General features: G+C 71.9%; 22 protein-coding genes. 13 read left to right on the forward strand and 9 right to left on the reverse strand.

What is annotated here, in order from left to right; translation table 11 throughout:
- Positions 1 to 53: 53 nt before the first annotated feature.
- On the reverse strand, positions 54 to 1,451 hold the full coding sequence (radA, locus tag QSK37_RS40385; RefSeq protein ID WP_285631899.1) for a DNA repair protein RadA: 1,398 nt from the start codon (positions 1,449 to 1,451) through the stop codon (positions 54 to 56).
- Positions 1,452 to 1,558: 107 nt separating this feature from the next.
- Between radA and QSK37_RS40390 the strand changes: the two genes are divergently transcribed.
- Positions 1,559 to 2,452 carry an SGNH/GDSL hydrolase family protein gene (locus tag QSK37_RS40390; RefSeq protein WP_285631900.1) on the forward strand — a complete coding sequence of 298 codons (894 nt, stop codon included), beginning with the start codon at positions 1,559 to 1,561 and terminating at the stop codon, positions 2,450 to 2,452.
- On the opposite strand, the gene QSK37_RS40395 is transcribed toward QSK37_RS40390, so the two are convergent.
- A complete protein-coding gene (locus tag QSK37_RS40395) occupies positions 2,453 to 2,932 on the reverse strand; it encodes a YbhB/YbcL family Raf kinase inhibitor-like protein (protein ID WP_285631902.1) in 480 nt (159 codons plus the stop codon).
- Positions 2,933 to 3,004: 72 nt separating this feature from the next.
- Here QSK37_RS40395 and QSK37_RS40400 point away from each other — a divergent pair, with 72 nt between their 5' ends.
- Positions 3,005 to 3,412, forward strand: coding sequence for a MarR family winged helix-turn-helix transcriptional regulator (locus tag QSK37_RS40400; protein ID WP_285631904.1), 408 nt, complete (start codon positions 3,005 to 3,007; stop codon positions 3,410 to 3,412).
- A 12-nt stretch (positions 3,413 to 3,424) separates the two neighbouring features.
- On the opposite strand, the gene QSK37_RS40405 is transcribed toward QSK37_RS40400, so the two are convergent.
- Positions 3,425 to 4,012: a class I SAM-dependent methyltransferase gene (locus tag QSK37_RS40405; RefSeq protein ID WP_432705647.1), complete on the reverse strand. Its 588-nt coding sequence runs from the start codon at positions 4,010 to 4,012 to the stop codon at positions 3,425 to 3,427.
- Between the two features lie 173 nt (positions 4,013 to 4,185).
- On the opposite strand from QSK37_RS40405, the gene QSK37_RS40410 reads away from it, so the two are divergent.
- Positions 4,186 to 5,043, forward strand: a complete 858-nt coding sequence (locus QSK37_RS40410; protein ID WP_285631909.1) for a sugar phosphate isomerase/epimerase family protein — start codon at positions 4,186 to 4,188, stop codon at positions 5,041 to 5,043.
- Positions 5,044 to 5,120: 77 nt separating this feature from the next.
- Positions 5,121 to 6,047 (forward strand): proline dehydrogenase family protein, encoded by a 927-nt coding sequence (locus QSK37_RS40415; RefSeq protein WP_285578329.1) that lies wholly within the window; start codon positions 5,121 to 5,123, stop codon positions 6,045 to 6,047.
- 47 nt (positions 6,048 to 6,094) lie between these two features.
- Here the strand turns inward: QSK37_RS40415 and QSK37_RS40420 are convergent, their stop codons facing one another.
- Positions 6,095 to 9,361, reverse strand: a complete 3,267-nt coding sequence (locus QSK37_RS40420; protein ID WP_285631912.1) for a S8 family peptidase — start codon at positions 9,359 to 9,361, stop codon at positions 6,095 to 6,097.
- Between the two features lie 164 nt (positions 9,362 to 9,525).
- Here QSK37_RS40420 and proC point away from each other — a divergent pair, with 164 nt between their 5' ends.
- Together proC and QSK37_RS40430 are read left to right on the forward strand one after the other, a co-directional pair.
- Positions 9,526 to 10,320 (forward strand): pyrroline-5-carboxylate reductase, encoded by a 795-nt coding sequence (proC, locus tag QSK37_RS40425; RefSeq protein WP_285631915.1) that lies wholly within the window; start codon positions 9,526 to 9,528, stop codon positions 10,318 to 10,320.
- 69 nt (positions 10,321 to 10,389) lie between these two features.
- On the forward strand, positions 10,390 to 10,812 hold the full coding sequence (locus QSK37_RS40430; RefSeq protein WP_285578332.1) for a hypothetical protein: 423 nt from the start codon (positions 10,390 to 10,392) through the stop codon (positions 10,810 to 10,812).
- A gap of 18 nt (positions 10,813 to 10,830) precedes the next feature.
- On the opposite strand, the gene trpS is transcribed toward QSK37_RS40430, so the two are convergent.
- Positions 10,831 to 11,823, reverse strand: coding sequence for a tryptophan--tRNA ligase (trpS, locus tag QSK37_RS40435; protein WP_285631918.1), 993 nt, complete (start codon positions 11,821 to 11,823; stop codon positions 10,831 to 10,833).
- A gap of 156 nt (positions 11,824 to 11,979) precedes the next feature.
- Positions 11,980 to 12,969, reverse strand: a complete 990-nt coding sequence (locus QSK37_RS40440) for an alpha/beta hydrolase (protein WP_285578334.1) — start codon at positions 12,967 to 12,969, stop codon at positions 11,980 to 11,982.
- 152 nt (positions 12,970 to 13,121) lie between these two features.
- Between QSK37_RS40440 and QSK37_RS40445 the strand changes: the two genes are divergently transcribed.
- From QSK37_RS40445 to QSK37_RS40455, 3 genes are read left to right on the forward strand one after another with little or no spacing between them, the layout of a single operon-like run.
- Positions 13,122 to 13,799, forward strand: a complete 678-nt coding sequence (locus QSK37_RS40445; protein ID WP_285631922.1) for a FadR/GntR family transcriptional regulator — start codon at positions 13,122 to 13,124, stop codon at positions 13,797 to 13,799.
- 20 nt (positions 13,800 to 13,819) lie between these two features.
- Entirely contained in the window at positions 13,820 to 14,989 is a 1,170-nt protein-coding gene (locus tag QSK37_RS40450; protein ID WP_285631925.1) for a CynX/NimT family MFS transporter, read from the forward strand.
- 40 nt (positions 14,990 to 15,029) lie between these two features.
- The gene (locus QSK37_RS40455; RefSeq protein ID WP_285631928.1) at positions 15,030 to 15,551 is read left to right on the forward strand and encodes a GNAT family N-acetyltransferase; all 522 of its coding nucleotides are present in this window, start codon (positions 15,030 to 15,032) and stop codon (positions 15,549 to 15,551) included.
- A gap of 51 nt (positions 15,552 to 15,602) precedes the next feature.
- Here the strand turns inward: QSK37_RS40455 and QSK37_RS40460 are convergent, their stop codons facing one another.
- From QSK37_RS40460 to QSK37_RS40470, 3 genes are all read right to left on the reverse strand, one after another.
- Positions 15,603 to 16,637, reverse strand: a complete 1,035-nt coding sequence (locus QSK37_RS40460; protein WP_285631931.1) for a CU044_5270 family protein — start codon at positions 16,635 to 16,637, stop codon at positions 15,603 to 15,605.
- Entirely contained in the window at positions 16,630 to 17,232 is a 603-nt protein-coding gene (locus QSK37_RS40465) for an RNA polymerase sigma factor (RefSeq protein WP_285578339.1), read from the reverse strand. Before QSK37_RS40465 ends, QSK37_RS40460 begins: the two co-directional genes overlap by 8 nt.
- Before the next feature lie 93 nt (positions 17,233 to 17,325).
- A complete protein-coding gene (locus QSK37_RS40470) occupies positions 17,326 to 17,499 on the reverse strand; it encodes a DUF1272 domain-containing protein (RefSeq protein WP_285631934.1) in 174 nt (57 codons plus the stop codon).
- A 31-nt stretch (positions 17,500 to 17,530) separates the two neighbouring features.
- Here QSK37_RS40470 and QSK37_RS40475 point away from each other — a divergent pair, with 31 nt between their 5' ends.
- The 4 genes from QSK37_RS40475 (at position 17,531) to QSK37_RS40490 (ending at position 20,069) form a co-directional block, all read left to right on the forward strand.
- Positions 17,531 to 18,712 (forward strand): acetoin utilization protein AcuC, encoded by a 1,182-nt coding sequence (locus QSK37_RS40475; RefSeq protein ID WP_432705645.1) that lies wholly within the window; start codon positions 17,531 to 17,533, stop codon positions 18,710 to 18,712.
- Positions 18,709 to 19,527, forward strand: a complete 819-nt coding sequence (locus QSK37_RS40480) for a phosphatase (protein ID WP_285631937.1) — start codon at positions 18,709 to 18,711, stop codon at positions 19,525 to 19,527. Before QSK37_RS40475 ends, QSK37_RS40480 begins: the two co-directional genes overlap by 4 nt.
- 108 nt (positions 19,528 to 19,635) lie before the next feature.
- The gene (locus QSK37_RS40485; RefSeq protein ID WP_187233448.1) at positions 19,636 to 19,839 is read left to right on the forward strand and encodes a helix-turn-helix domain-containing protein; all 204 of its coding nucleotides are present in this window, start codon (positions 19,636 to 19,638) and stop codon (positions 19,837 to 19,839) included.
- A 131-nt stretch (positions 19,840 to 19,970) separates the two neighbouring features.
- Positions 19,971 to 20,069, forward strand: a complete 99-nt coding sequence (locus tag QSK37_RS40490; protein WP_012854759.1) for a 30S ribosomal protein bS22 — start codon at positions 19,971 to 19,973, stop codon at positions 20,067 to 20,069.
- The last annotated feature ends 41 nt before the right edge of the window (positions 20,070 to 20,110 follow it).

Below are 20,110 nucleotides of genomic sequence, written 5' to 3' on the forward strand. Positions count from 1 at the left end.
GGTGAACGCGCCCGGCAGGCTCCTCCGCTCGGCCCAAAATGGGGGGCCGATGGTCATGCTTGCGGACCACCCGCGGCGAACGCGATGTCCAACGCGGACCAGACGGCGTCCGTTTCCACCACTTGCATACCCTCATCGGTGACGATCGTGCCACTCGACCGTGTGGTGGGGTCCAGCGAGCCCGCGGGCACGACGGCGCGCCGGTAGCCGAGCCGCGCGGCCTCCGACAGCCGGCGCTTGGCCGCCTGCACCCCGCGCACCTCGCCGGCCAGCCCGACCTCGCCGAACGCCACCAGATCGGCGGGCAGCGTCAGGTCGTTGGCGGCGCCCGTGACGGCCAGCGCCACCGCGAGGTCGACCGACGGCTCGCCCAGGCGCACGCCGCCGACCGTCGCGGCGTACACGTCGCGGTCGTGCAACTTGACGCCGCACCGTCGCTGGAGCACCGCCAGCATCATCGCCACCCGTGAGGAGTCGAGGCCGGAGGTCATCCGCCGGGGGTTGGCCAGCGGCGAGGGCGCGACCAGCGACTGGACCTCGGCGACGAGCGGCCGCCGGCCCTCGAGCGTGACGGTGACGCAGGTGCCGGGCGCCGGCTTCTCCTGCCGGGTGAGGAACAGGCCGCTCGGGTCGGGCAGCCCCACGATGCCCATCTCCGACAGGTCGAAGCAGCCCAGCTCGTCGGTCGGGCCGTAGCGGTTCTTCACCGCGCGGATCATGCGCAGGCGGCTGTGCCGGTCGCCCTCGAAGTAAAGGACCACGTCGACCAGGTGCTCGAGGACCCGAGGGCCGGCGATCGAGCCGTCCTTGGTCACGTGGCCGACGACGACCGTGGTGATGCCGCGTTCCTTCGCGACGCGGATGAGGTTCGCCGCGACCTCGCGCACCTGGCTCACCCCACCCGGCGCGCCGTCGATCTCGGCCGAGCCGATCGTCTGGATCGAGTCGACGACGAGCAGCTCGGGCGCCACGGAGTCGACCTGCCCGAGCACGGCCGACAGGTCGGTCTCGGCGGCGATGTAGAGCTTGGCGGCGATGGCCCCGACCCGGTCGGCGCGCAGGCGCACCTGCTCGGCGGACTCCTCGCCGGTGACGTAGAGGACCGGACCGCGTGCGGCGTGCAGGGCCGCGACCTCCAGGAGCAGCGTCGACTTGCCGATGCCCGGCTCGCCGGCGAGCAGCATCACCGCGCCGGGCACCAGGCCGCCACCCAGGACCCGGTCGAGCTCGTCCAGCCCGGTCGCGGTCGTCTGCGCGGCCTGGACGTCGACCTCGCCGATCGGCCGTGCGGGGGAGCTCACCGGCCCGGCCGTGACGACCCGCGCGGGCTTGGCCGCGCCCGCGACGTCGACGGTGCCCCATGCCTGGCATTCGCCGCAGCGGCCGACCCACTTGGAGGTCTGCCAGCCGCACTCGGCACAGCGGTACGCCTGTTTCACGGTCTTCGCCATGGGGCCGACTGTACGCAGGGGCGCCGACAGTTCCGCGTGACGGTCGTTACGGAGGGTAAGAATGTGACGACGGAGGATCGCGACGATCGGGGTACTGGGAGGCACGGATGCGCAGGTGGTCCGCGCTCGCGGCGGTTCTCGCGCCGCTGGTCACGATGACGGCGGTCCCCGCCGCCCACGCCGCCCGGCGTCCCACCGCGGCGGCGCTGGTCACCGGCGGGCGGTACGTCGCGATGGGCGACTCGTTCACGGCCGGGCCGATGATCCCGCGACAGCACGGAAAGCCGTTCGCCTGCCTGCGCTCGGACCACAACTATCCCTCGCTGCTCGCCCGCGCGCTCAAAGCCGGGGAGTTCGCCGACGTCAGCTGCACCGCCGCCACCATCACCGATCTGTTCCAGCCGCAGCACGTCCTGTTCGGCGAGAACCCCGCGCAGCTCTCCGCGGTCACCCCCGACACCGCACTGGTCACGGTCGGCATCGGCGGAAACGACATCGGGTTCAGCCGGACCTTCTACACGTGCGCCGGGCTGAGCATCACCGCGCCCAAGGGCGCGCCCTGCATGAAGCACTTCGGCACCACGCTCACCGACCGCGTGGCCGCCGCCGCGCCGAGGATCGCCACGGTGATCAGCACCATCCACGCGCGTGCGCCGCACGCGGTCGTGGTCGTGGTCGGCTACCTGCGCATCCTGCCCTCCGACACCGGGTGCTGGCCGTCGGTGCCGGCGGCCGCCGGTGACGTGCCCTACCTCGACCGGGTCGAACGCTCGCTCAACCACATGCTGGCTGAGGAGGCGCGGCGGGGCGGCGCGCTGTTCGTCGACGACTATCGCGGCGGCACAGGCCACGACATGTGCGCCCGCGCGCGTCGCTGGGTCGAGCCGATCCTGATCAGCCACGCGGCCGCGCCGATCCACCCGAACGCCATCGGCATGCGCGTGGTGGCCGACCGCGTCCTGGCCACCCTCGCCGCCGCCAGAGCCGCCGCCGACCGTTAGCTAGGGCCGGCTGGTGCCGACGATGAGGGCGCGGCCCAGAGTGTGCGGGATCATCGCGATGTTCAGCATCGCCAGGCTCGCGTCCGGCGGGAGGTCGAGCGTCTCGACGCCGAGCGCGGTCGCGCAGACGAACATCCGGTGCGTCCCGGTGCCCGGCGGCGGCTTCGCGCCGGTGTAGGCCCGCACGCCCAGGTCGTTGGCCAGTGTCACGCCCAGGTCGGCGGCGCCGTGGGGGAGACCACCGGCGGTCGCCGGGATGTCCTTCACCGCCCAGTGCCACAGGCCGCCGGGGATCGGGGCGTCGGCGTCGAACGCCGTGACGACCAGGCTCTTCGTGGCCTCCGGCAGCGGTCCCCAGGACAGTGCGGGCGATTCGTTCGCCGGCTGGTAGGCCGACGGCGGCAGCGGCCCACCGTCGTCGAAGTCCTCGCTGGCGATCGGGAAGGACGGGGCCGGGAACGCGAGCGCGTAGGGGTTCAAGATCTTCTCCTCTCAAGAAATACAGCGACGCTGTACATTCAAAGAGTACAGCGATGCTGTATATCTCTGTCCATGGACGAGGATCTGGCCGAAGAGCTGCGCGCGGCCATCGGTGACTTCGTGCGTCGCGTACGCCTGCACGACCGCATGCCCCGCGGTCAGGCGGCGGTGCTGGGCCACCTGGACCGTACGGGGCCACTGTCGATCGCGGACCTGGCCCGCCGGGAGCACGTCAAGCACCAGACCATGACGCGGACGGTCCATCTGCTGCACGATCGGGCGCTCGTCATGCTGAGCCCGGACGAGCAGGACCGGCGACGGCAGGTGGTGACGATCACGGAGTCCGGCCGGCGGGCCCTGGACGACGAACGCCGCCACCGGGCGTCCGGCATCGCGCGGGCGATCCGTGACGACCTGGACGACGACGAGCGAGAGGTCGTCCGCCGCATCCCGGAGATCCTCGCCAAGCTGCGGCCGTGAACTCCCGAACCCTCAGTACCGCCGCCACCACAGGTTGACGGCGTAGTCCACCTCGCACCCCGGAACCTCGGCGAGGAACGCCGCCGCCAGGTCCGCCGGGAACTCGATCCGCAGCACCGCCTCCAGCGCGGCGCGGTCGGCGAACCGCCAGCTCATGTCGATCGGCGTACGGGAGAAGCCGTGCCGGCTCCAGAACCGCTCCACGGCGACCGGGTCGTACGACGGCAGCCACCGCCGGAACCACGAGCCGAACGTCGATCGCGTGGCGTCGTTGTCGATCACGAACGCCGCGCCGCCCCGGCGCATGACCCGGTCCAGCTCGGCCAGCCCCGGCTCGCAGCCCGGGCCGAAGAAGTACGCCCAGCGGGCGTGGGCGACGTCCACGGAGGCGGGCGGCACCGGCAGCGCCTGCGCGGCCCCGACGCGTACGGCCACTCCCGGAGTGTCCGCGACACGCCGTCGCGCCGCCGCCGCGAGGGCCTCGTGCGGCTCGACGCCCAGCACCTTCGCGGCCGTACGGGCGAAGCGCGGCAGGTGGAAACCTGTGCCGCAGCCGATGTCCAGCACGGTGGCGCCGTCCCAGGTGCGGACGGCGCGCATGGCCTCTTCGATCTGGCCGTCCGGGTCGGCCGCGAGATTCTCCAGCTCGTACACCCGCGGGGCGTTCCAGATGTTCGGACTGGCTATGGCTCCGGCAGCGATCACTATTCCACGGTAAACGCGTGGGGGATCCCACAACGTTTCGGGCCGAGGAACGCATAGGCTTGCCGATTGTGGATGAAGTCCTCCAGGTTCCCGACGCGCCGATCGTGCTGTCGACGGCCTCCGTCTACCCGGAGAAGACGCCCGCCGCGTTCGAGATCGCCGCGCAACTCGGATACGACGGGCTCGAGGTCATGGTGACAACCGACCCGGCGAGCCAGGACATCGACGTTCTCCGCAGGTTGTCGGACTACCACCAGATCCCCATCCTCTCGGTGCACGCGCCCTGCCTGCTGCTCACCCAGCGGGTCTGGGGCCGCGAGCCGTGGGGCAAGCTGATGCGCTCCAAGGACGCCGCCGAGAAGCTCGGCGCGCGGGTGGTCGTGGTGCATCCGCCGTTCCGCTGGCAGCGGGAGTACGCACGGGAGTTCGAGCAGGGGCTGGCGCGCATGCAGGAGGAGACCGACGTGGTCTTCTCGGTGGAGAACATGTTCCCCGTACGCGCGCGGACGACCGAGGTCGGCATGTACGCCCCTCACTGGAACCCGGTCGACCAGCCCTACCCCAACGTCACCATCGACCTGTCGCACACCGCCGTGTCCGGCTCGGACCCGCTGGAGATGGCCGAGGCGCTCGGCGACCGGCTCGCCCACCTGCACCTGGCGGACGGCATCGGCGTCGTCAACCGCGACGAGCACCTCGTGCCCGGCCGCGGCAACCAGCCGGCCGCCGAGATGCTCGAACGCCTCGCCGCGCAGCGCTACACCGGCCAGGTGGTCGTCGAGATCAACACCCGGCGCGCGGCCGGCCGCGATCAGCGGATCGACGATCTGGCCGAGTCCCTCGCCTTCACCCGTCTGCACCTGGCCGCGGCCCGCCCGGCCGGCGCCTGGCAGGTCAACTCCGAGGGTGAGGTATCACCCTCCTGAGCGGGTCCTCTCCGCTGAAGGGTGGCTTAACCTTGGGAACGATCGGGACAGCGTAGTCCCGTGCGAGAGGGGGAAGGTTGCTCCGCCAGGTCCTCTTGGCCGCCTCGCGCAGCGGCGGCGTACGCCGGCTCGTCGAGACCGCGCCGTACACCAGAAGTGTTGTGAAGAGGTTCGTCGCGGGTGAGTCCGCGGCCGATGCCCTCGCCGTCACCGACCGGCTCATCTCCGACGGGCTGCTCATCACCTTCGACCATCTCGGCGAGGACACGGTGGAGACCGCCCAGGCCGAGACCATCACCGCCCGGTACGAGGAACTGCTCGGCCGGCTCGCCGCGAACGGCACCGGCACGCGAGCCGAGGTCTCGGTGAAGCTCACCGCGCTCGGCCAGCTCCTCGACGACGGGGAGAAGATCGCGCTGGAGAACGCCCGGCGGATCTGCGCCGCCGCACGCGACGCCGGGACGACGGTCACGCTCGACATGGAGGACCACACGACGGTCGACTCCACACTGCGCGTGCTGGCCGAGTTGCGCGAGGAGTACCCCACCACCGGCGCGGTGATCCAGGCCTATCTGCGCCGGGCCGAGGAGTACTGCGCGACGCTCGCCGACGAGGGTTCGCGGGTGCGGCTGTGCAAGGGCGCCTACAACGCGCCCGACTCGGTCGCCTTCACCGCCCGCGACGAGATCGACAAGTCCTACGTGCGCTGCATGAAGGTGCTGATGGGCGGGCGCGGGTACCCGATGCTCGCCACGCACGACCCGCGCCTGATCGAGATCGGCGGCTCGCTGGCCGGGCTGCACGGCCGCGAGCCCGGCAGCTTCGAGTACCAGATGCTGTACGGCATCCGGCCGAACGAGCAGCTGCGGCTCGCGCGCGAGGGCGCCCAGGTGCGGGTCTACGTCCCGTACGGCGAGGAGTGGTACGGCTACCTGATGCGCCGCCTGGCCGAGCGCCCCGCCAACCTGGGCTTCTTCCTGAGGTCGCTCGCCTCCAAGTCCTGACCGCGGACGTGCCGCCCCCGACCGGGGGCGGCACGCTCACGTGAAGGTCAGGCGCCGAAGTAGGCGCGGAGGATGGTCTGGTCGATGGCGCCGCCGCCCGCGTCGGTGGCCCGGACGCGCAGCGAGACGGCCTGGCCCTTGCCCGCGTGCGGGAGGGTGGCGGAGTACTTCCCGCCGGTTCCCGTCACGGGGGCGGGCTGCCAGGTGGCGCCGTCGTCGAGAGACGTCCACAGCTTCAGGCCGGTGGCCTTGGCCGAGGCCGCTCCGGCGACGCGGGAGACGGTGAACGTCGCGGTGTCACCGTTCGGCCGGTTGAACAGGTCCAGCGGCAGCCGGTAGTCCACCAGCAGCAGCGGGAGCCGCTCCTCGACCGGCTTGGAGTGGAACGTCCACGTCGTCGAGGTCTTCGTCGAGACCGGCAGGGCCGCGGAGGCGTCGACGTCGTAGACCAGCCGGTACGTCCCGGCGGTGGCCGGCACGCTGAAGTTTCCGTACGACCGGTCGGTGGTGCCTTCGAGCGTGCCGCCCGCGTAGAGCTTCATGGTGCGCGAGCTGACGGAGTCCCACTCCGGCATGTCGGTCAGGCAGTCGAAGCCGTCGGTGAGGTCCTGCAGGTCCACCAGCTCGACGTGGATGTTCCCGCGGCTGCGGGTGCTCGCGCCCGGTGTGCAGCCGCTGGGTGACGTGCCCGTCGCGGAGTAGGGGCCCGGCCGGAACGGCTGGCGCACCCACTCGTTGGTCTGGGTGCTGCCCGGCGTGTACTTCCGTACCGGCAGCTCGGTGACCCAGAGTCCCTGGCCGAGGTTCGGCGGGGCCGCCTCCTCGGCCCACAGAAGGCCGGGTTCGGCGGACACGTAGTCCGTGCGCGTGGAACCGCCCGGCACCTGGCCGTCGCCCTCGGACACCAGGAAGCCGGCGGGATCGATGCCGTATCGAATCTCGCCGATCGGGTCCTTGGTGTCCCCGTTGATGGTGCCGAACCGCTGGTCGACCCGGGCGAGCGTCTTCGGGTCGACCTGGAAGTCCACCTTCGCCGGCACGCTGGGGCCGAGGTCGTGCAGGACGTCGTCGACGGTCTTGCCGCCGTCGGTCAGCCGGGTGAACGCGTACGCCCGGAGGGCACCGGTCCGCGCGGCGGCGATGGGGACGGTGTAGACGGCCGGAGAGCCGGCGAAGCTGAACACGGAGGTGGCCCAGGTGTCCTCGCCGAGGGTCCGCTCCACCTGCAGGCCCTGCGCCGAGTCCGGGTCGGGCGTCATGCCCGGCGCCGACACGCGGAGCGGCTCCGCGTGCGAGGCGTCGAGCGGGAGCGTCACGTCGCCGTCCACCGCCAGCTCGGCGTTCCCGGCGAGGACCGCGCGCTCCTTGCCCGCGGTCGTGTCGTCGATCTCACCGAGGACCACGTACCGCCCGGCGGGCACTGTGATCTTCGCGGTCCCGTCGGCGTCCAGCAGGACGCCGTCCGTGAACAGCGTGTAGTCGTCCAGGTCGGAGACGCTGACCCAGCCGGAGAAAGCACCGTCCGGGGTGTCCGGGAGTGCGGTCGCCCGCACCGTCAGCGTGTGGGTCTCCGGCTCGGCGAACGCGCCGACCGGCGTGCGCAGCGAGACGCCGTCCGCCTTCGCGGTCACCACGCCGCTGTAGGCGCCGGCGGTCGTGAGCCGCTTCGGGCCGAGGGACAGCGTGACGCCGGCCGACCCGCCGGCCGGCACGCTCACCGTGGCGGGCACGGAGAGGGCGGTGGCGGCCTGCCCGTGCGTGTCGGCGAGTGTCGCGGACAGCCGCAGCGTCACCGCGGTCTTTCCGGTGTTCGTCCAGGTGAGCTGCTTCGTGAGGGGCGTGGTCGAGCCGTGCGGGACCGACCCGAACGCCGCGGTCGCCTGGTCGCCGGTGACCGTCGAGGTGGCCGCCGCGCCGACGTCGAGACGCCCGCCGCCGACCTGGTAGACGGTGCCGCTCGTGGCGTCCGCGGTGGAGACGAGCGCGGCCTTCAGCCGGGCGGCGTCCCAGGACGGGTGCTTCTGCAGCAGCGCGGCGGCGGCGCCGGCGACGTGCGGGGTGGCCATCGAGGTGCCGTCGGCGGAGGTGTAGTTCGCGTCGATGATGTGGCCCATGGACGTGCCCGCGGCGCGGGCGGCGACGATGCCGACGCCGGGCGCCGCGATCTCCGGCTTCAGGACCTTGCCGCCCCGGCTGGAGAAGGAGGCGACCTGGTCCTGGCCGTCGACCGCGCCGACGGTGAGCGCCGATCCGGCGATGCCGGGCGTCTCGATGCTGTCCGGGGCCCCGTCGTTGCCGGCGGCCACGACGAACAGGGCGCCGTTCTTGGCGGTCAGGTCGTCCACGGCCTTGGCCATCGGGTCGTTGGCCGGATCGTCGGAGTAGCCGCCGAGGCTCATGCTGACGATCGGCGCGTTGGCCGCCGCCCACTCCATGCCGGCGATGATGCCGGACTCCTCGCCGAAGCCCTGGTCGTCCAGGACCTTGCCGATCAGCAGGTCGGCGTCGGGCGACACGCCGCGGCGCTCGCCGTCCGCGGCGGCCCCCGTGCCCGCGATCGTCGCCGCCACGTGGGTGCCGTGGCCGAAGTGGTCGACCGTGTCCGCGGCGTCGCTGAAGTTCTTCTGCTCGGCGATCCGGCCCTTCAGGTCGGGGTGGGTCGCGTCGACGCCGGTGTCGAGGACGGCGACCTTGACGCCCTTCCCGGTCGCGCCCGCCGCCCAGGCCGTGGGCGCGCCGATCTGGTCGAGGTTGTGGTCCAGCGCCTTGACACGGACCGTACGGTCCAGCCAGATGTGGCGTACGCCGGCCTGGATCGTCGCCTTCGGGGCGAGGGCCTGCTTCTTCGGCTGCCGTACCGCGACGGCGCCGATGCTCGACAGCGTCCGGCCCGCGGCCAGGGCCCGTATGCCGGAGCCGTTCTGCACGATCAGCGGCAGGTACGAGCGGTGCGCGTCGTCGTCACCGTCCTTGATCAGCGCGGTGACGTCGAACAGGGCCGGGTCGTACACCTTGCCGATCTTCGACGCGACGTCGAGCGGGACGACCCGCACGGTCCCGTCGGGCCGGATGTCCTTGCGGAAGAGCACCGAACGCCGTCCGGGCCCCGGATCCACGGACACGAGCGGCGGCCCGCCCGCCCGGGTGCGCAGGTGCACGACGTCCCCGGTCAGCAGGGTCACCGTGTACGAACGGCCGGTGGATGAGGACGCGGGCGGTGAGGCGGGGTGATCGTCGGCCTGCGCGGCGGCCGGTGCCCCGGCGAGTACCAGGCCCGTGAGAGCGAGGGCGAGACCTGCTCTGGGTCTTCTCATGCGTTGTCCATCTCATCGACGACAGCGGTCAAGGAGTATTGGCCGCGAAGCGGGTTTTCTTTCCCCTTGAATTCGGCCCTTTTCGTCCGCGCAGGTGAGGGCCGGTGGGCTCGGGCGAGCTCCCGGCTCGATACGCTTCGTCACGTGACACGAGGGGGACGGAAATGATCGCGATTCTCGGGGCCGGGAAGATGGGCGAGGCGCTCCTGTCGGGCGTGCTGCGCGCCGGCCGGCGCCCGTCGGACCTGGTCGTCACGGCGCGGCGGGAGGAGCGGGGCGCGCTGCTGCGCGAGCGGTACGGCGTCGAGGTGGTCACCAACGCCGAGGCCGCGCGCACCGCGGACACGCTGGTCCTGGCGGTCAAGCCGCAGGACATGGGGTCGCTGCTGGAGGAGCTGGAGGGCCACGTCACGGCCGGGCGGCTGGTGATCTCGATGGCGGCCGGCATCCCGACCGGCTTCATCGAGGAGCGGCTGCCGTCCGACGTACCGGTCGTCCGGGTCATGTCCAACACGCCCGTGCACGTGGACGAGGCGATGAGCGTGATCTCGGCCGGCACGCACGCGGCGGAGGAGCACCTGAAGGTCACCGAGGAGCTGCTGTCCCCGGTCGGCAAGGTGCTGCGCATCCCCGAGTCGCTCCAGGACGCCGCGACCGCGCTGTCCGGCAGCGGGCCGGCGTACTTCTACTACCTGGTCGAGGCGATGGTCGACGCGGGCATCCTGCTGGGCATGCCGCGGGCCGCCGCCCTGGAGATGGTGATCCAGTCGGCCGTGGGCGCGGCCGTCATGCTGCGCGACTCCGGCGACCACCCGGTGATGCTGCGCGAGGCGGTCACCTCGCCGGCCGGCACGACCATCTCGGCCATCCGCGAGCTGGAGCGGCACGGCGTACGCGCGGCGGTCATCGAGGCGATCGAGGCCGCGCGCGACCGCGGCCGGGAGCTCGGCGGCGGCTGAGACAGGCACCGCCGGGCGGTTTTTCGCCCGGTCGCTGAACCGAACCGTCCCGCCGTTCGTGACCGGAGTATGGCGCTACTACTTCGACTCGCCGTCTTCGTCGGCCTCGCCGTCGACGCGTACGTGCACTTCCACCTGGCCGGAGACACGGGCCAGACCGGGACCATCAGCGAGGGCACGCTGTTCTGGGTGCAGGGCGCGGTCGCCGCGGTGGTGGCGATCCTCGTGCTCGTCCGTCCCCGGCCCGTGCCGTACCTCATCGCGTTCCTGGTCGCCGCCAGTGCCTTCGGCGCCGTGGTGCTCTACCGCTACGTCGACGTCGGCGCGATCGGCCCGCTCCCGGACATGTACGAGCCCATCTGGTACACGGAGAAGGTCGTGACCACCGTCGCGGAGGGCGTCGCCACCGTCGCCGCCGCGATCGGTCTCGCCGTCTCGGCCCGGAGTCGCCGGTCGGCGACGGCCCCCCACGAGCAGCCGGTCAACGTCTGAGTCTCCGGCCGGACCTCTTCATGCCGCGAGCAGGCCCATCGCCTTCTTCGCCGCGGTGACGGTGCCGGCCGCCCGCTCGCCGGCCCGCTCCGCGCCCGTACGGAGGATGCCCTCCAGTGCCGCGGGGTCGGCGGACAGGTCGGCGTAGCGGCGCTGGAGGGGTTCGAGCAGGGCGATGACGGCGTCGGCGGTCTCCTTCTTCAGCGCGCCGTACGAGCCGGCGGTGAGGTCCGTGACCGGGGTGCCGGTGCAGGCGGACAGGATGGCCAGCAGGTTGGACACGCCCGGCTTGGCGTCGGCGTCGTACGTGACGTCGGTGCCCGAGTCGGTCACCGCCCGCATGATCTTGCGCCGGACGACGTCGATGGGGTCGAGCAGGAAGATCGTGCCGGGGGAGTCGACCGACTTGCTCATCTTCGCGGTCGGGTCGGCCAGGTCCATGACCCGCGCCGCGGCCGGCGGGTGGACCGCGCGGGGCATCGTGAACACCGGGCCGTACCGCCGGTTGAACCGCGTCGCCAGGTCACGGGTCAGCTCCACGTGCTGGGCCTGGTCGGCGCCGACCGGCACGTCGGTGGCCTGGTAGAGCAGGATGTCGGCGGCCATCAGCGCCGGATAGGTCAGCAGCGACAGGCGCACGACGGACTGGCGTGCCGACTTCTCCTTGAACTGGATCATCCGCTGCATCTCGCCGTAGTGCGCGGTGCTCTCCAGCAGGTAGGCCAGCTCGGCGTGGGCCGGAACGTTGCTCTGCAGGAACAGCACGCAGCGCGCCGGGTCGATCCCGGCCGCGATCGCCAGTCCGGCCAGCTCCAGCGATCGCTCGCGCAGCCGCGCCGGGTCGTGGTCGCTGGTGAGGGCGTGCAGGTCCGAGACGCCGTAGACGCAGTCGGCCGTCTCCAGCAGGCGGACCGAGGGGAGCAGCGCGCCGAGCAGGTTGCCGAGCGTGGGACTGCCGGAGGGGGTGAACAGGCTGAGGACACGCGGCGTGCCTTCGCTCCGGTCACTCATGGTGACTCCTTCGTGCGTGGGCCGCCCGGCGGAGCGCACGAAAAACGGCCGCCGGAGCGGCGGCCGTGGGTGGGTACGAGGACTGGGCGACCGCCGTCAGGCGGCACGCCAGCTGTATCGAAAGCTCTGTCGAGGTCCTCGCATGGACGTAGATTATCAGGCGGCTTCGGTGATGGAATCCGTGCCGAGCACTCTCCGGATGAAGCGGCCCGCCTCGCGCATCGCGGCGTCGGCCTCGGGGAGGAGCCGGTTGAAGATCTGGAAGACGTGCATCTGCTCCGGCCAGATCTGAAGGTCGTACGGGCTCCCGGCCTCGTCGAGCACCTCCGCGAGGGCCTCGGCCTCGGCCCGGAGCACCTCGATGCCGCCGACCTGGATGAGAAAGGGGGGAAGCTCCTCGTTCGGGCAGGTCAGCAGCGAGAGGCGGGGATCCTCCCAGTCGCCCTTCCCGACGTAGAGCCGGCCGAACCGGGTGGCGACGGCCGGGACGATGTAGGGGTCGCGGCTGCTCGACACCGAGGCCAGGGCCAGCTCACCGGTGAGGTCGACCCAGGGGGAGAACAGCACGACGCCGGCCGGCGCCGGCAGGCCCGTACGGCAGGCCTCCGCGGTGAGGGCGGTGGCCAGGTGACCGCCGGAGGAGTCGCCCGCGATGATGATGCGGTCGGAGGAGAAACCGCGCGCCAGCAGCAGCCGGTAGGCGTCGAGCACGTCCTCGAAGGCGGCCGGAAAGGGGTGTTCGGGGGCGAGCCGGTAGTCGGGGGCGAGCACCGGAAGGTCCGTGTCCATCGCGAGCCGGGTGGTGATCACGCGATGGGTGCGGGGGGAGCAGATGGCGTAGCCGCCACCGTGGAGGTAGAGGATCGCGCCTCGCTCGGGCGAACAGCCGGGGGAGCGCAGCCACTCGCCGCGTACGGGCCGTTTCACGTCCGGATCCTCGACACAGGGATCGATGATCGGCTCGATGCTCACGCGCGGGTCGGCTCGCAGGCAGCGGGCACCGGCCCCCAGCAGCGAGCGCCACAGCCGGATGGTCGCCGATCGGCCCTTGATCCGGCCCGCGAACGGTCTGACCCCGAAACGCACCGCCGTGGTGAGCACGCGGCTCTGCGAGCTCGGGGTCCGAGCGAACGGGGGGATGTTCACTTCTTCCACAGTTTCCACCGCAACCGCCTCCTGGGCCAGGAGCCACCTACGTAGTTAGATGCCCCCACCTTTCGGCTGTTCACGTCACAACATGGTTGAGACATCAGATGTCAGACGTTTAACATGCCTGACATCTGGCATGATCACAAGACGTGACCACACTTGAACCGGTTCCTCGGGCTTCGGCGGTCGAAGCGGTGATCGACCAGATGCAGGGGCAGCTCACGGCGGGAAACTGGTCGGTCGGCGACCGGATTCCCGGCGAGTACGACCTCGCCGCCCGGCTCGCGGTCAGCCGGCCGGCCGTACGCGAGGCGATCCGGGCGCTGAGTCACATCGGCGTGCTGGAGGTCCGCCGGGGCGACGGCACGTACGTGCGCAGCGCGGTCGACCCGCGCCCGCTGCTGCGCCGCGTCGAGCGGTCCACGCTGCGCGACGTGTTCGAGCTCCAGCAGGCGTACGACGTCCAGGCGGCGCGGCTGGCGGCCCGGCGGCGCACGCAGGACGACCTCCTGCGGCTGCACGCCCTGCTGGAGGACCGGGACGCGGCCCTCGACCCGGCGGAGTTCGGCACTGCCGACGCGGCGTTCCACCTCGGCGTCGCGGAGGCCTCGCACAACGCATTACTGGTCGAGGCCTTCCGGTACTTCCAGAGCCGGCTGCGCGAGTCGCTGAGCGCGGTCCGGCTGGACCGCGAGCTGTCCGACGCCGGACCCGAGGCGCACCGCGCGGTGGTCGACGCGATCGCGGCGCGCGACCCGGACGCGGCCGGGCGCGCCGCGGAAAGCGTCATCGTGCCCACCCTTGACGCTCTGGAGGCACTGCTTTGAGGCGCCACGCCGGCGTCATCATGATCGTTCTGGTCGCGCTGAACCTGCGGCCCGCCGTCGTGGCGGTCGGGCCCCTGCTGCGGCAGATCCAGGACGACCTCGACCTGTCCGGCACCGCGGCGGGCGCGCTGACGACGCTCCCGGTGCTGTTCTTCGGCTCGTACGGGCTGATCGCCCCGTTCACCCGTCGCAGGCCGCGCGGTGAGACGCTGCTGGTCACGAGCATGGCCCTGCTCGTGCTCGGGCTGCTCGTCCGGGTGATCCCGCTCCAGCCGACGCTGTTCGGGGGCGCGCTGCTGGCCGGCATCGCGATCAGCATCGGCAACATCGCCGTGCCGGCGATCATCAAGCGCGACCATCCGCAGGCGATCACGACCGTCACGGCCGTCTACACCGTCGCGATCACCGCCGGCGCCGCGGTGTCCACCGGCGTGGTGGTGCCGCTGCGGCACGCGCTGGGGTCGGGCTGGCGGCCGCCGTTGATGCTGCTGGCCATCCCGGCGGCCCTGGCGGGGATCGCGTGGCTGCCGCGGCTGCGCGGCGTGGCCGCGGCCACGCCGCCGCCGGAGGCCGGCTCGTCCAAGGTGTGGCGGTCGGCCCTCGCCTGGCAGGTCACCTGTTTCATGGGCCTGCAGTCGCTGCTCGCCTACGTCACCAATGGCTGGCTGTCCAGCGTCTTCCTGGACCGTGGGCTGAGCGATGCCACCGCCGGGTACGCACTGGGCCTCACGAACCTGGTCCAGGCCGCCGGGGCCTTGCTGGTGCCGGTGCTCGCACGCCGGCTCCGCGACCAGCGGCCCCTGGTGGCGCTCACCGTCCTGCTCACCGCGGCCGGGTACGCCGGGTCGATCTGGGCGCCGGCCGGCTCCGTCTGGCTGTGGATCGTCATCCTCGGCCTCGGCCAGGGCCTCGGGTTCGCCACCGCCCTGTCGTTCATCGGCCTGCGAACGTCCGACCCGCACATGACCGCACAACTCTCCGGGATGGCGCAGGGCGTGGGGTACGTCATCGCGGCGCTCGGCCCGCTGGCCGTCGGCGCGGTGCACGACGCGACGCACGGCTGGACCGCGCCGGGCGTTCTGGTGCTCGCCGTCTCGGCCGTGATGCTCGTGCCGGGCCTCGGCGCCGGCCGCGACCGCACGGTCGGCGAGGAGGCGGCCCCGGCGGACCGCCACACGGCCGCCGTGTGATTTCCGGTGACATCGAGCCGCCGTCCCGCGTTGCTCAGGCATGGACGAACAATCGCTCGTACTGCGCCCGGTGACCGAGGAGGATTTGACGATCCTGGAGCGGCTGACCGGCGATCCGGACTCCACCGGGGAGTTCGCCTGGTTCGGCTGGCGCGACGCGAGCCGCTACCGCCGCCGGTGGACCGACAACGGCATGCTCGGCGAGGACGGCGGCGTCCTCATGGTGCGGCGAGGAGAGGAACGCCTGGGGTTCGTCGCGTGGAACCGGCGGCAGCCGACTCCGGCGTCGTTCTGCTTCACCATGGGCATCGCCATGCTGCCCGGCGCCCGGGGCAAGGGGTACGGCACGGAGGCGCACCGCCTGCTGGCCCGCTACCTGTTCGCCCACACGACCGTCCACCGGATCGAGGCCGACACCGAGGTGGACAACGTCGCCGAGCAGAAGGCGCTCGAACGGGCCGGCTTCACCCGCGAGGGCGTGATGCGGGGCTGCGGCTGGCGGGACGGCGCGTGGCGCGACGGGGTGACGTACAGCATCCTCCGCACCGACCCGCCGGTGTGAAGAGCCGGTGTGAAGAGCCGGGCCGGAGCACGCCCGGCCCGGCTCTGACTTCTAGTTCTTCTTGATCCGCGGGGCCGTGTCGGAGACCCGCACGCTCAGCTGGGCGGTGGACTCCGTGACGCCGCCCTTCGTGCCCCGGGCCTTCGCCGGATCCACGATCACGGTGCGCGCGCCCAGGTAGAGGTAGGTGTGGCGGTCGAAGATGTACTCCTGGCGCGTGCCCGCCTCGGGGTCGGTCATGGCGACGGCGACGCCCGCCCGCCCGGCGGCGTCCTGCGCCGACGCGACCGCCTCGGCCCCGGGGATCGTCGCGGCCGCGCGGAACAGCGCGGCCCGCTGCGCCGCCGGCAGGTACGCCTCGGTGAGCATGCCGCCCACTCGCTGCCACGCATCACGGTCGCCCTCGGCGCCCCTCTTCGCCCCGACGTAGAGATGCCGTCGCATCCCGGCGGTGTCCGTCGGCAGGCGGCTCAGGTAGGCGTAGTCGTTGCGGAGGTACTCCGCGCGTCCGTCGAAGTCGGCGAGCCGGTCGGGACCGTGCGCGCCCTGTTCGGTCCGCGCCTCGGGCGGGATCGGCCATCCGGGGTAGGCCTTCGGGGCCAGCACCTGCTCCTCGATGACGCCGCCCGTCGCGTCCCCGGCCACCGGCAGCCAGACCGTACGACGCGTGTCGCTGAGGTAGCGGGCGGAGTCGGAGTCCACCTCTTCCAGAGACCGCGACCGGACGACCAGGAACTGGCCCGGCCGCGGGTGCGGCTCCGGCCGGCGCAGCGCCGCCTCCGCGGCGTGGTCCAGGGTCCGGATGACGGCCACGGGTGCCACGGCCGACGGCGGCGGGGCGGGCAGAGCCGGCCGTGGGCCCGAGTCCAGGCTCACCGCGACCGCGGCGGCGACCGCCGCGGCGGCCAGGCCACCGGCGACGCCGACCCGTACGAAGACACGGCGCCGGGACGTACGCCGGGCCGGGCCGGACCCGGTGGGCTCGGCGATGGCGGCCATGAGGCGCTCCTCCTCGGCGCGCAGGCCCGGCAGGTCAGGCTCGGGGACCTCGGCGCGCAGCAGGTTCAACTGGGCCATCTCATCCATGAAGCGCTTCCTCTCCGATCGATGTGGGGTCGGCCCCGCCGAGTTCCTCGCGCAGCTTCGTCCGGGCACGGCTCAGGCGCGAGCGCACCGTTCCGATCGGCACGTCCAGGGCCTGCGCCGCCTCGGCGTAGCCGAAGCCGGCCCAGGCCACCAGCAGCAACGCGTCGCGGTGGCCGGCGGGCAGCTTCGCGAGCGCGTCGGCCAGGCGGCGGCGTACCGCCGTGGCGCTGACCCGTTCGTCGCTGCGGTCGGTGAACGACTCGGTGACCGGGTCGGCGCCCGTACGGGCGAGGGCGCGCAGCAGCCGCACCTCGCCGCGGCGGTGCCGTCCGATCCGGTTGGTGGCGATGCCGTACAGCCACGGACGGGCGTTCGGCTGGGACAGGTCGTAGCGGTCACGCTGCCGGAACGCCAGCAGGAACGTGTCGGCGACGACGTCCTCGGCCGCGTCCGGCCCCAGCCGGCGGGTGACGTACCGCTTGATCTGAGGCGCGTACCGTCGGAAGACCTCGGCGAACACCTCGGGTTCGTGGCGGGACCGCGCGATCAAGGAGGCGTCGTCCGCCTCGGTCGCGGTCGGGCCGCTCTCGCTCATTCTCACTGACCTCTGGCTCTCGGTCGGCTCTCGGTCGGGACACCTGCTGTTGCCCGATGCCGAGTGAGCGGTTCCGCCGCCAGGGCGCGAGGGTCAGACGCGCGTGGGGCGGCGGGCCAGTTCGCCGCCGCAGTCAGGACAGGTGTGCGCCATCGCGCGGGTGCACGCCGCGCAGAACGTGCACTCGTAGCTGCAGATGTAGGCCAGCCCGTTGGCGTAGAGCGGCTCGTCGCAGCGTTCGCAGGTGGCGCGCATCTCCAGGCCCATGGCCGCGGAGCCTACCGGTACCGTGACCAACATGGACGAACGGAGCGGGCCCTCGTACGAGCCGTCCCTGCGGATCTTCTGGGACGAGCGTCTCACCTCGTACGACTTCGGCGCCGAACATCCGATGAATCCGCTACGCGTCGAGCTGACCATGGCCTTGGCCCGTGAGTTCGGCGTCCTGGACGCGCCCGGGGTCACCGTCGAGGGGTTCGAGCCCGCCGACGACGACCTGTTGCGGCTCGTCCACGATCCCGCCTACATCGACGCCGTACGCGCCGAGCGGCCCGACCCCGCCCGTGGCCTCGGGCTCACCGACAACCCGGTCTTCTCCGGCATGCACGACGCGTCCGCGCTGGTCGCCGGGGCGACCGTGGCGGCCGCGCGCGCCGTCTGGGAGGGCACGGCGACGCACGCCGCCAACATCGCCGGCGGCCTGCACCACGCGATGCACGGCGCGGCGTCCGGTTTCTGCGTCTACAACGACCCGGCCATCGCGATCGCCTGGCTGCTGGAGCAGGGCGCCACGAAGGTCGCCTACGTCGACGTCGACGTCCACCACGGCGACGGCGTCCAGGCCGCGTTCTACGACGACCCGCGGGTGCTGACGATCAGCCTGCACGAGTCGCCGCAGACCCTGTTCCCCGGCACCGGCCTGCCGCAGGACACCGGCGCCGAGGGCACCGCGGTCAACGTGGCGCTGCCGGCCGGCACCGACGACCGGCTCTGGCTCCGGGCGTTCGACGGTGTCGTCCCGCCGCTGCTGCGGGAGTTCGGGCCGCAGGTGCTGGTGACCCAGCAGGGATGCGACAGCCACGACCTGGATCCCCTGGCGCACCTGCGGCTGAGCGTCGACGGGCAGCGCGCCGCGTACCGCGCGCTGCACCGGCTGGCCCACGAGACCGCCGGCGGCCGCTGGGTCCTCGTCGGCGGCGGCGGATACGCCCTGGTCCAGGTGGTGCCGCGGGCGTGGACCCACCTGCTCGCCGAGGCGGCCGAACGGCCCATCGACCCGGCGACGATCACCCCGCCGACCTGGCAGAACTACGTGCGCGACCGCACCGGGGCACGGGCTCCGGAACGCATGACCGACGGCGAGGACGTGGAGGTGTGGACGTGGGCGGGCGGCTACGACCCGGCGCATCCGGTGGACCGGGCGGTGATGGCGACGCGGAGGGCGGTGTTCCCGGCGCACGGCCTGGACCCGATGCAATGACGGTCCCGGATCCGGCCGCGGTCCCGACTCGTACGGAGCTGCGCGAGCACCTGGTGCGCACGCTGATCGCCGGCGACGTGGCCACGCCACGGCAGAACAATCTTCTGCACTACCGGCGGATGGCGGCGGGACGGCCGTACTACCAGTTCGGACTGGAGTTCACTCGCGAATGGACGTTCGAGGACGTCTTCGCGCTGATGGTAAAAAACTGCGGGATAGATCCCGATACATCGCACTTTTACGGTGACGACACGATCGACCCGGACCTGACCATCGACGCGCTGGAGGCGATGGGGGAGCGGATCGGCGAGGCGGCCGCTCGCGAGGACACCGTCCTGCTCGCCACCGGGCATCCGTCCGGTCTGCTGCCGGTGTATCTCGCGCTGGCGCGCGAGCTGGCGGCGCGCGGCTGCCAGGTGATCACTCCGGCGGCCGGCTGGTCGTACGAGGCGGACACGTCACGGGGTCCCGAGAGGCGCCACATCCGTTATGTGGACGGGGTCGCGGTGCTCTCGGGCGGCGGGGCGCTGCACCATACACACGACCCACATCCGATGCGAGCGATACTGGAAGAACTAACAGCAAACGCGACACTATGGCCGGATCTGGTCATAGCGGACCACGGCTGGGCGGGCGCGGCCGGGCAGGCGGGCGTACCGACGGTCGGATTCGCGGACTGCAACGATCCGGCGCTGTTCGCGGGGGAGGCAGAGGGCAAGATCGGGGTAGTGGTGCCTCTGGACGACAACGTGCCGCCGCACTACTACACGCCGCTCACGATGTATCTTTTGGCGCGTTCGAGCCTGATTGGTTGAACTCCCCTCTTGCGACTACAGATTCACGATTTACGCTGGAGAAAGTACACGGCCGTGATCAAAGTCACCGCAAAGGTCTGACGCGCGGCGTGTGGAAGAGGGCGTCCGATGAGCTCAGGCGAGCGACCTCTGAGCGAGGTCAGGTTCCTGACTGTGGCCGAGGTGGCTGCGGTGATGCGGGTGTCCAAGATGACCGTATACCGCCTTGTTCACTCAGGAGAACTACCGGCAATTCGCGTGGGACGTTCGTTCCGCGTACCGGAGCAGGCTGTCCACGACTATCTGCGAGACGCTTACATCGAGGCGGGCTGACCCCCGACCGTGTCGGGGGTCGCCGAGCCCGCGGACGACGGGCGTACTGGCGGCGGTACCCTTGGGCTTCGGGCTGTGCCCGCCAAGGGTGCTGATCGCCTGTCTCCTGCCGACCATCGAGTGAGGGTTTCGTGGGCTCTGTCATCAAGAAGCGTCGTAAGCGCATGGCCAAGAAGAAGCACCGCAAGCTGCTGAAGAAGACGCGGGTCCAGCGCCGTAACAAGAAGTGACTTCTCGTTGAGGTAGTCGAAACAGCTGGGGGGCACTGTGT

This window comes from Actinoallomurus iriomotensis (assembly GCF_030269445.1).
In the GTDB taxonomy this organism is placed as follows: Bacteria; Actinomycetota; Actinomycetes; order Streptosporangiales; family Streptosporangiaceae; genus Actinoallomurus; species Actinoallomurus iriomotensis.

Excerpts from the sequence above, each read along its gene's own strand:
- QSK37_RS40465 (WP_285578339.1), bottom strand. The coding sequence starts at position 17,232 with ATGAGCGAGAGCGGCCCGACCGCGACCGAGGCGGACGACGCCTCCTTG.
- QSK37_RS40485 (WP_187233448.1), top strand. The coding sequence starts at position 19,636 with ATGAGCTCAGGCGAGCGACCTCTGAGCGAGGTCAGGTTCCTGACTGTG.
- proC (WP_285631915.1), top strand. The coding sequence starts at position 9,526 with ATGATCGCGATTCTCGGGGCCGGGAAGATGGGCGAGGCGCTCCTGTCG.
- QSK37_RS40460 (WP_285631931.1), bottom strand. The coding sequence starts at position 16,637 with ATGGATGAGATGGCCCAGTTGAACCTGCTGCGCGCCGAGGTCCCCGAG.
- QSK37_RS40420 (WP_285631912.1), bottom strand. The coding sequence starts at position 9,361 with ATGAGAAGACCCAGAGCAGGTCTCGCCCTCGCTCTCACGGGCCTGGTA.
- QSK37_RS40400 (WP_285631904.1), top strand. The coding sequence starts at position 3,005 with ATGGACGAGGATCTGGCCGAAGAGCTGCGCGCGGCCATCGGTGACTTC.
- QSK37_RS40455 (WP_285631928.1), top strand. The coding sequence starts at position 15,030 with ATGGACGAACAATCGCTCGTACTGCGCCCGGTGACCGAGGAGGATTTG.
- QSK37_RS40390 (WP_285631900.1), top strand. The coding sequence starts at position 1,559 with ATGCGCAGGTGGTCCGCGCTCGCGGCGGTTCTCGCGCCGCTGGTCACG.
- QSK37_RS40475 (WP_432705645.1), top strand. The coding sequence starts at position 17,531 with ATGGACGAACGGAGCGGGCCCTCGTACGAGCCGTCCCTGCGGATCTTC.
- QSK37_RS40480 (WP_285631937.1), top strand. The coding sequence starts at position 18,709 with ATGACGGTCCCGGATCCGGCCGCGGTCCCGACTCGTACGGAGCTGCGC.
- radA (WP_285631899.1), bottom strand. The coding sequence starts at position 1,451 with ATGGCGAAGACCGTGAAACAGGCGTACCGCTGTGCCGAGTGCGGCTGG.
- QSK37_RS40405 (WP_432705647.1), bottom strand. The coding sequence starts at position 4,012 with ATGCGCGCCGTCCGCACCTGGGACGGCGCCACCGTGCTGGACATCGGC.
- QSK37_RS40430 (WP_285578332.1), top strand. The coding sequence starts at position 10,390 with ATGGCGCTACTACTTCGACTCGCCGTCTTCGTCGGCCTCGCCGTCGAC.
- QSK37_RS40450 (WP_285631925.1), top strand. The coding sequence starts at position 13,820 with ATGATCGTTCTGGTCGCGCTGAACCTGCGGCCCGCCGTCGTGGCGGTC.
- trpS (WP_285631918.1), bottom strand. The coding sequence starts at position 11,823 with ATGAGTGACCGGAGCGAAGGCACGCCGCGTGTCCTCAGCCTGTTCACC.
- QSK37_RS40470 (WP_285631934.1), bottom strand. The coding sequence starts at position 17,499 with ATGGGCCTGGAGATGCGCGCCACCTGCGAACGCTGCGACGAGCCGCTC.